11 protein-coding genes and 1 pseudogene are annotated in these 13,506 nt (G+C 65.2%); 8 read left to right on the top strand and 4 right to left on the bottom strand.

All coding sequences use genetic code 11. The features are described from left to right. A partial coding sequence (locus tag EN781_RS09375) for an aldolase/citrate lyase family protein (protein WP_245492572.1) occupies positions 1-506 on the bottom strand: 506 nt, incomplete at its 3' end. Continuing rightward, complete coding sequence (locus EN781_RS09370) at positions 506-958, bottom strand: MaoC family dehydratase (protein ID WP_126054264.1); 453 nt, start codon at positions 956-958, stop codon at positions 506-508. The genes EN781_RS09375 and EN781_RS09370, both read right to left, overlap by 1 nt. A 152-nt stretch (positions 959-1,110) precedes the next feature. Here EN781_RS09370 and EN781_RS09365 point away from each other — a divergent pair, with 152 nt between their 5' ends. Continuing rightward, positions 1,111-2,232, top strand: coding sequence for a DUF2336 domain-containing protein (locus EN781_RS09365; protein WP_126054265.1), 1,122 nt, complete (start codon positions 1,111-1,113; stop codon positions 2,230-2,232). Positions 2,233-2,282: 50 nt separating this feature from the next. Here EN781_RS09365 and EN781_RS09360 read toward each other — a convergent pair whose 3' ends face one another. Together EN781_RS09360 and parE are read right to left on the bottom strand one after the other, a co-directional pair. Beyond that, positions 2,283-4,349 (bottom strand): FUSC family protein, encoded by a 2,067-nt coding sequence (locus tag EN781_RS09360; RefSeq protein ID WP_126054266.1) that lies wholly within the window; start codon positions 4,347-4,349, stop codon positions 2,283-2,285. 43 nt (positions 4,350-4,392) lie between these two features. Continuing rightward, entirely contained in the window at positions 4,393-6,450 is a 2,058-nt protein-coding gene (gene parE / locus EN781_RS09355) for a DNA topoisomerase IV subunit B (protein WP_126054267.1), read from the bottom strand. A 253-nt stretch (positions 6,451-6,703) separates the two neighbouring features. Between parE and cpaB the strand changes: the two genes are divergently transcribed. The 7 genes and pseudogenes from cpaB to EN781_RS09320 form a co-directional block, all read left to right on the top strand. Beyond that, positions 6,704-7,615: a Flp pilus assembly protein CpaB gene (gene cpaB / locus EN781_RS09350; RefSeq protein ID WP_126054268.1), complete on the top strand. Its 912-nt coding sequence runs from the start codon at positions 6,704-6,706 to the stop codon at positions 7,613-7,615. Positions 7,616-7,642: 27 nt separating this feature from the next. Continuing rightward, positions 7,643-9,085 carry a type II and III secretion system protein family protein gene (locus tag EN781_RS09345; RefSeq protein ID WP_126054269.1) on the top strand — a complete coding sequence of 481 codons (1,443 nt, stop codon included), beginning with the start codon at positions 7,643-7,645 and terminating at the stop codon, positions 9,083-9,085. Between the two features lie 4 nt (positions 9,086-9,089). Then, positions 9,090-9,365, top strand: a complete 276-nt coding sequence (locus tag EN781_RS09340) for a hypothetical protein (protein WP_126054270.1) — start codon at positions 9,090-9,092, stop codon at positions 9,363-9,365. Between the two features lie 28 nt (positions 9,366-9,393). Then, on the top strand, positions 9,394-10,608 hold the full coding sequence (locus tag EN781_RS09335) for a response regulator (RefSeq protein WP_126054271.1): 1,215 nt from the start codon (positions 9,394-9,396) through the stop codon (positions 10,606-10,608). Beyond that, the gene (locus tag EN781_RS09330) at positions 10,605-12,026 is read left to right on the top strand and encodes a CpaF family protein (protein WP_126054272.1); all 1,422 of its coding nucleotides are present in this window, start codon (positions 10,605-10,607) and stop codon (positions 12,024-12,026) included. Before EN781_RS09335 ends, EN781_RS09330 begins: the two co-directional genes overlap by 4 nt. A gap of 3 nt (positions 12,027-12,029) precedes the next feature. Then, a complete protein-coding gene (locus tag EN781_RS09325; protein WP_126054273.1) occupies positions 12,030-12,995 on the top strand; it encodes a type II secretion system F family protein in 966 nt (321 codons plus the stop codon). A 1-nt stretch (position 12,996) separates the two neighbouring features. Further along, a pseudogene (locus tag EN781_RS09320) lies at positions 12,997-13,506 on the top strand (type II secretion system F family protein); the annotation flags it as partial.

Genomic DNA, 13,506 nt, shown 5'->3' with positions numbered 1-13,506 from the left:
CTCGCGTCGCGCGCGGCGCGGGCGCCGATCGCGGCCGACAGATCCTCGGCGCCCCAGGTGAGGCCGGCAAGCCGCGCGCTGGCGCCGGCATAGGTTGCGGCCGTCAGCACGCCCGCCGGTGTTTCGGTGATGATCGGCAGGATCCTGATCGCGCCGTCAGGCAGGCCGTTTTCAGCCTCGTGCACCCTGAGCTTAGCCGAGAGCTGCTGGACATCCTGGCCGCTGTTCGACTTCGGCAGCATGATGCCGTCCGGCGCGGCTGCAACAAGCGCCGTCAGATCGTCGTCGGTGAGCCCCGTCGACAGATCGTTGACGCGCACATAGATCACGGATGCCGTCTGGTTCCTGTGTCCGGCGATGAAACGCGCCGCGATGTCGCGCGCCAACCGTTTGTTGCCCGTCGCGACGGAATCCTCGAGGTCGACGATGACCACGTCGGCGCCGGCGGCAAACCCCTTTTCGAGCTTCCTTTCGGAATCGCCCGGAACGAAAAGCAGCGAGCGCATCAGCCTGCCTTCTTCAGCATCATCGCCTGCCTCGTGCATTTGGCGACGAGAACATCATGCTGGTTGTAGGCGCGGTGTTCGAACTCGACAATGCCGCGGTCAGCCTTCGATTTGGACTCGCGCACCGAAATCACCGTGGTCTCGACACGGATGGTGTCGCCATGGAAGACCGGGTGCGGGAACACGGTTTCCTTCATGCCGAGATTGGCGACAGTGGTGCCGACGGTGATGTCGTTGACCGAAATGCCGATCATCAGGCCGAGCGTGAACAGCGAGTTGACCAGCGGTCTGCCCCATTCGCTCCTGGCGGCGAAGTCGAAGTCGATGTGCAGCGGCTGCGGGTTCAGCGTCATCACCGAAAACAGCATGTTGTCGCTCTCGGTGACGGTCTTGCGCAGCGTGTGGCGGAAGACGTGGCCGACGACGAACTCTTCGAGATAAAGCCCGGCCATGCACGATCTCCTCAGCGCCTCACGGGTTGATAGGCGCTGCCTGCCGCGCCCGCAAGCCAGTTAATAAACATGGTGAACCGTTCGTAAACCATTTCAGGCCTACGGTTTCCAGCGGGGCCGGGCCGTTCCGGCAAGGGGCGTAAGCAGGCGGTATGATTGTTTCGCATTTCCTGAAATGGATTGACACGGCAAGGGTTGCCGAGCGCGCCGCCGCGGCCAGCGCGCTGGCTCGCGCCTATATCAATTCCGACCTGCCTTTCGAGGACCGCTGCGCCGCGGAAGCCGCGCTGACGCTGCTGCTCGATGATGCCTCGTCGAAAGTGCGGCTGGCGCTGGCCGAGGCGCTGTCGATGAGCCATCACGCGCCGATACAGATCATCAGCGCGCTGGCTTCCGACCAGCCGGAAGTGGCCGCGATGGTGCTGGCGCGTTCGCCGCTGCTTACCGATGCCGATTTGATCGATCGGGTCGCCGGCGGCCAGAAGGCGACGCAGAAGCTGATCGCCGACCGGCCTGTCGTCTCGATGGCGCTGGCGGCGGCGATCGCCGAAATCGGCGAGCCGGAGGCCTGCGCGGTGCTGCTCGCCAACAGCGGCGCCGACATCGCCACGCTAAGCTTCCGCCGCATGGCGGAGCGCCACGGCCATCTGCCGCTGGTGCGCGAGGCACTGGTAGCCGACCGCCGCTTGCCCGCCGACTGCCGGCACATGCTCCTGGTCAAGCTCGGCGAAACGCTGAAAGGTTCGCCGCTGGTGCTGGCGCTGATGGGCGCCGCAAGAGCCGACCGCGTGATGCGCGATGCCTGCGCGAAGGCCTCGGTGACACTGATCGAAGGCACGCGTGCGGAGGAGCATGCCGCGCTCATCGAACATCTCAGGCTGCGCGGTGACCTGACCGCCAGCTTCATCATCCGTACCATCGCGCATGGCAAGGTCGACTTCTTCGGCTCAGCGCTGGTGGCGCTCGCTCAGCAGTCCGAGCAGCGAGTGAGGGCTCTTATGGCCGGCGGCCATGACGTAGCGCTGCAGGCTCTGTTCCGCAGCGCCGGCCTTGCCGCGGCCACACACGGCATCATCCTGCGTGCGCTCAAGGTGTGGCGCGAAGTGGCCAATGGCAAGCGCATCGCCGGCGTGCAGGAAGTGAGCTGGCTGATGCTGAAGGAGCTCGGCGGGCAATCGGCCGAGGGCGATCTTGCCGGGCTGGTGAAGTCGATCCATCTCGAAGCCCTGCGCTACAATGCGCGCGGGCATGCTCTTGCCATAGCGGCGGCCTGACCTGACGCAATTCCGGACGGAAAACCCGTTTCTTACTTTCCCGGAATTGCCTAGGCCTTGTTCTTCATGAAGAAATCGGGGTGGTCCTCCATCGCCGCGGCGATGATGCGCAGCGAGGCGGCGATCTGCAGCATTTCGGGCCGGTCGCTTCGCTCGGCGATGCTCGCCGCATATTGCCTTGCGACGGCGACGGTCGCTGTCTGCGGCTCGCCCGGCCTCCTGAACAGCAATTCCCGCGCCAGGCCGCGCAGGAAATTGCCGACCGACTCCATGGTCTCGCGCGGAACGAGGGAATTCAGCTGGGCGCTGCGCAGCCGCAGAACCTCAAGCCCGACGGTCACGACGGCGATGCTGCCGCCCAGGATGGGGTCGCCTCTGCGACCCGTCCGCTGCAACTGCGGCATCAGCTGGTTGATGCGGTCGTAGGCCAGACTCTCGAAGGCCGAACGCCGGGGGATGCGCTCATGCAGGCAAAGCCGCGCCAGGTCTTCCCGCATTGCCTGGGAGATGCGGTCGACGGTGACCCAGGGATCGGCCGGCAGCACGACGATGAAGACGCCGATGGCGATCAGAATGCCGACCAGGATCGAGGCCGACCCGGCAAGAAACGGGCCGGGATCATAGACCATCTGCTGGTGCGGGCTGAGGAAGGCAAGGAAGTTGATGGCGAAGGCGGTGGCGACGCCGACATGGCGCGGATTGGCCATGCCGAGCGCTGCCGGCACCATGATCGGCACGACGAAGAGCGCGAACCAGCCGAAGCCGGGCCACGCCGGCAGCGCTATCTGGCCGACAAGGAATGCAAAGGGAAGCGCCAGCAGCGTTCCGGTAAAGAAGCCCCAGGCCGACTGGACCGGATCGGGGCGCGAGGCGAACAGGCTGGAGACGACGGCGACGAGGATGACGGTGCCGGCCGTCTCCGACCATTTTGTCGTCAGCCAGAAGGCCGCCACCAGTAGCGTGGCGAGGCCGGCGCGCACGGCGTTGCGCCATGCGGCGTGGTAGTCCCGGTGCACGACCAGTGCCGGCTGGCGCCGGTCGCGGGACGGCCGCGAGACCGGCGAGCGCAGCGCGTCGAGGCCGCGCATCACCTGCTTCAGCGCCTCCGCGAAATCGGCGGCGATGGCAAGGCGGGTGAGGGTGCCAACCTTGTCCTCGTCGGGCCCGGCGGGCACCGGCGGGGCCTCTCGCGCCTTGCTGGCGATCGCGTCAAGCCGCGCCACCCAGGGACCGGTGTCGTCGAGCGCGCCGGGTGTCGCCGCCAGTTCGCCGACGAAAGCCTTCAACTCGCTGCGAACCGGGATGAGAGCCGCGTTCTTCGGCGCGGCATGGCTATGCAATGCACGTGCCGCCGAGAGCGCCCACAGAAGCTGGCCGATCGTGCGACGGACCGGATGGGCGCGGGTGGCGAAGCTTGGCGCCTCGAGCCTTGCATAGGTGCGCATCTCGGCCAGCGTCTGGGCGTCGGTGATCAGCTTGCGCTGGAGACCGGCAAGCGTTGGGGCGTCACCGCCCGAGAAGGCGCCGCCGGCGTAGGTGGCAAGATCAAGGATGCTGCGCTTCAGCCTGGATATGATGGCGTCTGCCGCCAGCTTAGGCAGGATCAGCCGGCTGGTCAGGCCGGCGCAGACGATGCCGAGCACGATCTCGGCGCAGCGCGCGACGGCGAGATCGACGACAAGGTGCGGCTGACCGAACGCGGGCAGGCCGATGATCATCGCGGTGTAGCCGGCAAGCGCGGCGCCATAGGCTTCCGGATTGCGCAGCAGCGACGAGACCAGCGTGCAGATCCCGATCCAGATCGCGAGCGCGGCGACCAGTAGCCAAGGGTTGGCGCCGAACAGCGAGGTGATGCCGATCGCGGCCAGGCCGCCGGCCAATGTTCCGATCAGCCGGTAGAAGCCCTTGGCCAGCACCATGCCGGCGACCGGCTGGGCAACGATGAAAACCGTCATCATCGCCCATTGCGGATGATCGAGCCTGAGGGCATAGGCGGAAAGAAGCGCGACCAGCCCAGCCGACACCGTGCGCAGGGCGAAGATCCAATCCGAACGCGTCGGCTGTGTCAGTCCGCCGAACCTTGCCTCGATAACATCCTTCAGCCGCGCCAAGGTCACATGCTCGTCTCCGCACCGGAGCCTGATATGGACCGGTCGGCGGTCAGATATCCAGCACGTCCGCCTCGGCGAATTCGGCGCGCTCCTGGATGAAGCGGAAGCGCGCCTCCGGCTTGGTGCCCATCAGCGCGTCGACCGCGTCCTTGGTCGCCGCTTCGGCGTCGATCACGTCGACCCTGAGCAGCGTGCGCTTCCTGGGATCCATGGTGGTCTCCTTGAGCTGAGAGGCCATCATCTCGCCCAAGCCCTTGAAGCGGCCGATCTCGACCTTGGCGCGGCCTGTGAACTCGGTGCGCAGCAGCTCGTCCTTGTGCGCGTCGTCTCGAGCATAAGCGATCTTGCCGCCCTGCCGGATCGAATAGAGCGGCGGCACCGCCATGTAGAGATGGCCGCCACGCACAAGGTTCGGCATCTCCTGATAGAAGAAGGTGATCAGCAGCGAGGCGATGTGGGCGCCGTCGACATCGGCGTCTGTCATGATGATGACGCGGTCGTAGCGCAGGTCCTCGTCGCGGTATTTCGAGCGCGTGCCGCAGCCGAGCGCCTGGACAAGGTCGGAGATCTGCTGGTTGGCGGCGAGCTTGTCGTTGCCGGCGCTGGCGACGTTGAGGATCTTGCCGCGCAGCGGCAGCACCGCCTGGCTGGCGCGGTCGCGCGCCTGCTTCGCCGAGCCGCCGGCGGAATCGCCTTCGACGATGAACAGTTCGGCACCGGCGGCGGCGTTCTGCGTGCAGTCCGCGAGCTTGCCCGGCAGGCGCAGCTTGCGCACCGCGCTCTTGCGCGACACTTCCTTTTCCTGGCGCCGGCGCACGCGCTCGTCGGCGCGCGCAATCACCCAGTCGAGAAGCTTGGAGCCCTCCTGCGGATTGTCGGCCAGCCAGTGGTCAAACGGATCGCGGATGGCGTTTTCGACGATGCGCATCGCCTCGATCGTCGCCAGCCTGTCCTTGGTCTGGCCGACGAATTCCGGCTCGCGGATGAACACCGAGAGCATGCCGGCGGCCGAGATCATGACGTCTTCCGAGGTGATGACCGAGGCGCGCTTGTTGCCGATGAGATCGGCATAGGCACGCAGCCCGCGCGTCAGCACGTTGCGGAAGCCGGCCTCATGCGTGCCGCCTTCGGCGGTCGGGATGGTGTTGCAGTAGGAATTGAGGAAGCCGTCGCCGCCGAACCAGGTCACCGCCCATTCCAGCGATCCGTGGCCGCCCTGCTTGTCGCTTTTTCCCGCGAAGACCTCGCGCGTGACCTGGAATTCGTCGCCGAGCGTGGCCTTGAGATAGTCCTTCAGGCCGCCCGGGAAATGGAACTCGGCCTTGGCCGGCGTCTGGTCCTTCTCCTTGATCAGCGACGGATCGCAGGTCCAGCGTATTTCGACGCCGCCGAACAGATAGGCTTTCGAGCGGGTCATGCGGTAGAGGCGCGCCGGTTCGAACGCGGCGCCCTTGCCGAAGATCTGCTCGTCGGGGTGGAAGCGGGTCCTGGTGCCGCGGCGGTTATGGACCTCACCAAGATGCTCAAGACCGCTCACCGGGATACCGCGCGAGAAGCGCTGGCGGTAGAGCTGACGACCCCGCGCGACTTCGACCTCGAGATGGTCGGACAGCGCGTTGACGACGGAGACGCCCACGCCGTGCAGGCCGCCGGAGGTCTCATAGACCTTGCTGTCGAATTTGCCGCCCGAATGCAGCGTCGTCATGATGACTTCGAGTGCCGGCTTCTTGAATTTCGGATGCGGATCGACCGGGATGCCTCGTCCGTTGTCGGTGACGGTCAGGAAGCCGTCGGCCGACAGCTCGACATCGATGAAGGTGGCATGGCCGGCGACCGCCTCGTCCATCGAATTGTCGATGACCTCGGCGAAGAGATGGTGCATCGCCTTGTCGTCGGTGCCGCCGATATACATGCCGGGCCGACGCCGCACCGGCTCAAGGCCCTCCAGCACCTCGATGTCGGCCGCGCTGTAGCCTTCGCTGCCGTCGCGCGAGGCGGCCGGGCGCTTGGCCGCCGCCTGCACCAGCGGATCGGCCGGGCGCGTGGTGGCGCGAACCGGTTGCGGCTGCTTTTCCAGGTTGCCGAAAAGGTCGTTGCTGTCGTCCATGCTGGCCATTAGTCCGGTACTGCGAATCACTCTTCGATACTGCCACGCTTTTGACGGGCGAACGAGGTTCCTGTTCCGTTCGGGGAATTCGGCTCCTCTTACTCCAAAACCTTTCGATAACCAAGCTGGCGGAAATAGGTCGAATCCAACGGGTTCGGATACCTGATTCTTTAACAATAACCCCTAGCGTGAGCCCCAACGAATAAAAGACCACGGGCGTCAGGGGTTTCGCGTGAGGGGCAAGGCCATAACAATGATCGGCATCGCCGCCGTCTTCGGCGCGATCTCGATCTTTGCCGCGGATTTCTGGGTCAAGAGCCAGGCGAAAGCCGATTCCGAAGAGAAAACGGCTTCGATCGCGATGCCTGCCGAACCGAAGGTCGAGTTCAAGACCATTGTCGTGGCCAATGCGCCGCTGCGCTACGGCATGCAGCTCGACAAGGCGCAGCTCAATGAAATCCCGTGGCCGCAGGATTCTCTGCCGCAGGGCGCGTTCACCTCGGTCGACGAACTGCTGAAGCAAGGCAGTCGCGTGGTGCTGTCACCGATCGAGATCAACGAACCGGTGCTGCTCACCAAGCTGTCGGGGCCGAACGGCCGCGCGACACTTTCCAACATGCTGTCGCCCGGAATGCGGGCGGTGACCATCCGCACCGATGAGATCGCCGGCGTTGGCGGCTTCGTCACGCCGGGCGACCGCGTCGATGTCGTGCTGACGCGTGATGCCGGCGATATCCAGGAAGTCGCCAAGAACGCGCAGGGCGCATCCGGCTCGACGATCACCTCTGAAATCGTGGTGGCCGATGCCAAGGTCCTGTCCGTCGGCCAGGGCGCCGACGAGCGCCAGACCGAGCCGCAGGTTGCCAATTCGGTAACCCTCGAGGTGACGACCGAGGGCGCGAAGCAGGTGGCGCTGGCCCGCACCGTCGGCACGCTGTCACTGTCGCTCCGCTCCGCCAGCGACAGCAGCGCCGGCAAGGACGGCCTCACCACGATCTCATCCTTCGGCGGCTCGGTGGCGGCAAACGCGGGGGCGGCTGCCGGCGCGCTGTTCGAGGCGGTGGCGAAGGAGCCGGAGAAGCCGCAGTTCAAGACAATCATCGTGACGCGCGGCACGAAGGCCGAGGAATACAAGGTGCCATCGCCGGACCAGCAGCAGCAATAGCCGGTGGGGACCGGCGGGGACAGGACAATGTTTGGGCTGAACATACATAGCGTGAAGCGGGGGCGGCGCCTCGCGGGCGTGTTTGCCGTGGCGGTTTCACTGGCCGGGGTCGGCATGCTTGTCCTCAGCGGGCAGGCGCGGGCCGGCAATGACATCGTCTATGTCTCGGCGACCAAGAACGCATCGATCAAGGTGGCCAAGGGAAAGCCGCGGACGATCATGACGAGCGCGGCCTTCTACCAGATCGTCATCGGCGATCCGGAGATCGCCAACGTCAATCCGCTGACCGACAAGTCCTTCTATGTGCTGGGCAACAATCTCGGCACCACCGGCATCGCGCTGTTCAATGAGAACAAGCAACTGGTCGGCACGATCGACATCGAGGTGACGCTCGACACCGAGCAACTGGCGAACACCATTCGCGCCAGCGTGCCGGATGCCAAGATCAACGTCGGCTCGGCCAATGGCCGCGTGGTGCTGTCGGGCGAAGCGGACGATGCGGTCGCGGCCGAAAAGGCGAACAAGATCGCCACCCGTTTTTCCGGCAACGAGGAAGTCATCAACTCCGTCAACATCTCGTCCTCGCAGCAGGTCCAGCTCAACGTCCGCTTCGTCGAGATCAATCGCCAGGCCGGGATGGATCTCGGCGCCAAGTACAGCGCCAATTTCGCCTATGGCCTTGGCGGCCGCAACGTGGCGATCGAACCGGGCGATATTCCGGCGGCCGGAACTGGCGAGGTCATCGGCCGGCTGTTGTCGAACGGCGTTTCGATCGACATCGCCATCAAGGCGCTGGAGGAGCGCGGCCTTGCCCGGCGGCTGGCCGAGCCGAACCTGATCGCCCGTTCGGGCCAGACGGCGAGCTTCCTCGCCGGCGGCGAGTTCCCGATCCCGGTCTCCGAGGAAAACGGCAAGATCAGCGTCAGCTACAAGAAATACGGCGTCAGCCTGGATTTCACCCCGACCGTGCTGAAGGACGGGCTGGTCAGCCTCGACATCGCGCCGGAAGTGTCGTCGATCGATGCGTCCGCCTCCTACAATATCGGCGAGATCTCGGTGCCCGGCTTCATCGTGCGCCGGGCCAAGACCTCGGTCGACTTGAAGAACGGCCAGAGCTTCATGATCGCCGGCCTGCTGCAGTCGCAGAACGACATCACCACCTCGCGCCTTCCGGGTCTCGGCAAGCTGCCGGTGCTGGGCTCGCTGTTCTCGTCCAAGGCCTATCAGCGGCGCGAGACCGACCTGGTGATCATCGTCACGCCCTATCTGGTCAAGCCTGTCGATCCGTCGAAGAAGATGGTCGAGCCGACCGACGGCACGCAGCCGGCCAGCAATTCGGACTACTTCCTCAACAATACCGAGGAAGTGAAGGCTTCCGACCCGAACCGCGCCCTGGCGATGGCCGACGGCCGCGTCACGCAGCCCGCCGCGCCGACGGCAGGGCATTTCCTCGACCTGCCGAAGGATTGAAGTCATGCGTCCGGTTCCAGGCTTGATGGTTGCCCTGCTGCTCTCCGGTCTCTGCGGCTGCACCAGCGACGACTATGTGCGCACCGAGGGCGTGACGCCCGCCGCCGGCAACGCGCAGGCGGCCAATACGGTCATGCAGATGGTCGATCCGTGGAAATACGGCGTCCAGAACACCAGGCTGCTGGTGCCGGCGCAGCGCACCAGCACGTCGACGGCCGCCGCGGCCGGCGAGGCGGCGGGTGCAAAGACGGCTGAGACGACGAGCGCGACAACCAACTGATTTGGCACTGACCAGACGGGCTGACGACATGGCAAGCGGCATCAAGAGCAAGAAGATACTGCTCGTATCCACCGACAGGACGTTCCTGCAGGACACCCGCACGGCCTTCGCCGCTTCGGACGTCATCGAGCTTTTGACGGTCGACAAGAGCGTCAACGAGTTGCGCGGCGAAGTCCAGGAGACGGATTTCGGCGCGCTCATCGTCGACATGGACGCGGCGAAGCTGGAAGAGATCGAATCGCTGCAGCGCATCATGCGCCGGCTGGAAGGCCGGGTCCCGGTGGTCGTGGTCACGCAGGAATTCAACGCAGCGGCGGTGCGCATCCTGGTCCAGCTCAAGGTCGCCGACTTTCTGGTCAAGCCGATCACCACCGCCGACCTGGTGCGTTCCGTCGTGCGGGCGCTGCAGGGGCCCGGGCGGGAGGAAAACACCGAGTCGCAGATCTATACCTTCATGCCCGCCGCCGGCGGCGTCGGCACCACGACGCTGGCGCTGCAGACCGCCTTCCAACTGCATCATTCGGTGACGCGCGGCGCCTCGACCTGCGTCGTCGACCTCAATTTCCAGCAGGGCGCCTGCGCCGAATATCTCGATCTCGAGCCGCGCTTCGACATTACCGAGATCGAGAACCAGCCGGAGCGTCTCGACCGGCAGCTGCTGGACGTGATGCTGTCCAAGCATGCGAGCGGGCTCTGCGTGCTGGCGGCGCCGACGCGCCCGTCGGAGATGCGCTCCTTCAAGACCGACGTCGTGGTGCGCATGCTCGACCTCGTCTCGGCCTATTTCGACAATGTCGTCATCGACATGCCGCGCACCTGGTTCCCATGGACCGAGACGGTGCTGCTCGGCTCCAACAAGCTCTATATCGTGGCCGAGATGACGGTGCCGTGCCTGCGCCACACGCAACGCCTCATCCAGGCGATCTACGAGACCGCCGGCAGGGAGGTGAAGCCGAACGTGATCGTCAACCGCTTCGAGCAGAAGATGTTCGACAACGGCATCAAGCAGGCCGATGTCCAGGACATCCTCGGCGAGCATTTCGTCGGTGGCATCTCGAACAATTACCGGCTGGTGCGCGAGGCCGTAGACCGTGGCGTGCCGCTGCACGACATCGACCCGAACGCCAATGTCGTCAATGACCTGAAGAAGATCATCCTGCCCGAGGAAGCGGTGACGACGACGGCCAAGTCGAAGTCGCTGTTCGGCCTCGGCAAGGGCCTGCTGAAGAGGAAGGCCGGATGACCAGCCGCTTTTCAACGCTCCAGAACCGCGACCTGCGTCCGCAGCGCCCAGCCGAGGCGGCGCCGGTGACGCAGCACACCGTGGTCATCCCGACGACGCGCAAGCTTGTCGCGCCGAAGGTCGAGGCAGCCCCCGCCAAGAGCGCCAACAAGGTGCTCGACGCGCGGGTGCGTATCCACCGCATGCTGCTCGAGGAAATCAACCTCGTGGCGCTGGAACGGCTGCCGAAGGACGAGATGCGCCGGCAGGTGCATGAATTCGTCTCGGAAAAGACCCGCCATGAGCGAATGGCGATCAACACCGCCGAGCTCGACGCGCTGGTCGACGACATCGTCGACGAGATGGTCGGTCTCGGCCCACTGGAGCCGCTGCTCAAAGACCCCGAGATCAACGACATCCTGATCAACGGCCACCAGAATTGCTTCGTCGAAAGGCGCGGCAAGCTGCAGCAGGTGCATATCCCGTTCAAGGACGAGGCGCATCTGCTTCGAATCATAAACAAAATCGTCGCCGCGGTCGGCCGTCGCGTCGATGAGTCGGCGCCGATGGTCGACGCGCGCATGCTGGACGGCTCGCGTTTCAACGCCGCCATCCGGCCGGTTGGCGTCGACGGGCCGCTGGTGTCGATCCGCAAATTCTCCAAGAACAAGCTCGGCCTGCACAAGCTGGTCGAATTCGGCGCCATCACCCAGAACATGGCCGAGGTGCTGGCGGCGGCCGTGCATGCCCGCAAGACCACCATCATCTCTGGCGGCACCGGCACCGGCAAGACGACGATGCTGAACGCGCTGTCGGCCTTCATTCCCGAGGACGAGCGACTGATCACCATCGAGGACGCCGCCGAGCTGCAATTGCAGCAGCCGCATGTCGCGCGCATGGAGACACGGCCCGCCAATATCGAGGGCCACGGCGAACTGAAGCAGCGCGACCTGGTCAAGAACGCGCTGCGCATGCGCCCCGACCGCGTCATCCTCGGCGAGTGCCGCGGCGAGGAAGCCTTCGACATGCTGCAGGCGATGAACACCGGCCATGAAGGCTCGATGGCGACCATCCACGCCAACACGCCGCGCGACGCCATCTCGCGCCTGGAGCAGATGCTCGGCATGACCGGCATGCCGATGACGGTGCAGTCGATCCGCAGCCAGATCGCCAGCGCCATCGACATCATCGTGCAACTGACCCGCCTGTCCGACGGCAAGCGCAAGGTGACCAGCGTCGCCGAGGTGACCGGCATGGAAGGCGACGTCATCCAGATGCAGGAGATATTCCGCTTCGTGCGCACCGGCATGGAGGCGGACGGCAAGATCCTCGGTCACTACGAGGCGACCGGAATCCGCCCGCGTTTCCTCGAGGACCTGCGCGCCATGGGCATCGAATTCCCGGGCAAGTATTTCGAACCCGGCCGTCCACAGGAGTAACCGGTGTTCGGAGGCTTCAGCGCGATCTACGTCGTCTATGCCGCGGCAGCGCTCACCGGCATCATGATCGCAGAGGCGTGCTACCTGCTTTATGCCGGCCGCAGCGACAAACGCACCGCAATCAACCGGCGCATGAAGCTGCAGGAGAACAAGATCAGCCAGGAACAGGTGCTGATCCAGCTGCGCAAGGAACGCGGCCTGGAGGCCGGCAGCTCGGTGTTCTCGCTCGACCGGTTCCGCGCCTTGCGCACCCAGTCCGGCATGACGATGCCTCTGTCCAAATTCCTGGCGATCACTTCGGGCGCGGCGCTGGTGGCGGCGCTGGTCGCCATCTGGTACGGGCTGCCGTTGCTGCTCGGCCTTCTATTGTTTGTCGTCCTCTTGCCGGTGCTGCCCGTCATGTCGCTGCGCTTCCAGCGCGGCCGCCGGCTGAAACGGTTCGGCATGCAGTTGCCGGAGGCGCTGGAACTGATCACGCGCGGCCTGAAGGCCGGCCATCCGGTGCCGGTCGCCATCTCCATGGTGGCGCGCGAGATGCCGGACCCGATCGGCACTGAGTTCGGCGTCATCGCGGATGAGGTGACCTACGGCTCGGACCTGGTTTCGGCGCTGAATTCGCTGTTCGACCGGGTCGGCCATGAAGACCTGCCGTTGTTCGTCACCGCCGTGTCGATCCAGAACAGTTCGGGCGGCAATCTGCGCGAGATCCTCGACGGGCTGTCGTCGACGATCCGCGAACGCGGCAAGCTGCGTCGCAAGGTGCGCGCGATTTCGACCGAGGGCCGCATGTCGGCCTATATCCTGACGGCCGTGCCGGCACTTCTGTTCGCGGCCATCATGGTGATGATGCCGCAATTCTACAAAAGCGTCTGGGGCGAGCCGAAGACCTGGTACTTGCTTGGCGGCTCGGTCACCTGGCTGATGCTGGGCAATGCCATCATGTTCAAGATGTCGAACTTCAGGTTCTGACATGCAGGCTGTGATCGAATTCCTCGCTTCGCTCGCGCCGACCTCGCTGTTGCCGGTTGCGGTGCTGCTGCTGATGCTGGGTGGCAGCGCGGTGGCCTGGCCGCTGGTCGTTGCCAAGGGCGACCGCAACGAGGTCAAGCGCCGGCTGAAGGTGGAGGAGAGCAGCAAGGCCGTCGAGCAGACTGAGCCTGCGCCGCGGAAGAATTCCAACGCGGTGCGCGAGAAGGCGGTGAAGCGGGCGCAGGAATTCTACGCCAAGAGCGACCCCGAGAATGTCGCGCGGCTGCGCATGAAGCTCATCCAGGCCGGCTACATGGAACCGCGTGCTGTCGGCACCTTCTTCCTGATCCGCTTTGCCGCCTTCGTCGGCCTGGCTCTTGGCGCCCTGCTGCTCAACCACTGGATGGCGAGCGCGGATTCGACCATGACCAGCCGCTGGACCTTCGTCATCCTTTCGGGCGCTGCCGGCTATTTCCTGCCCGGTCTGGTGCTGACCCAGAAGGTGCGGGAG

The sequence above is a fragment of the Mesorhizobium sp. M4A.F.Ca.ET.090.04.2.1 genome, from assembly GCF_003999085.1.
In the GTDB taxonomy this organism is placed as follows: Bacteria; Pseudomonadota; Alphaproteobacteria; order Rhizobiales; family Rhizobiaceae; genus Mesorhizobium.
Note: the sequence above shows the minus strand (reverse complement) of the source record. Positions and strands in the feature narration are given on the sequence as shown.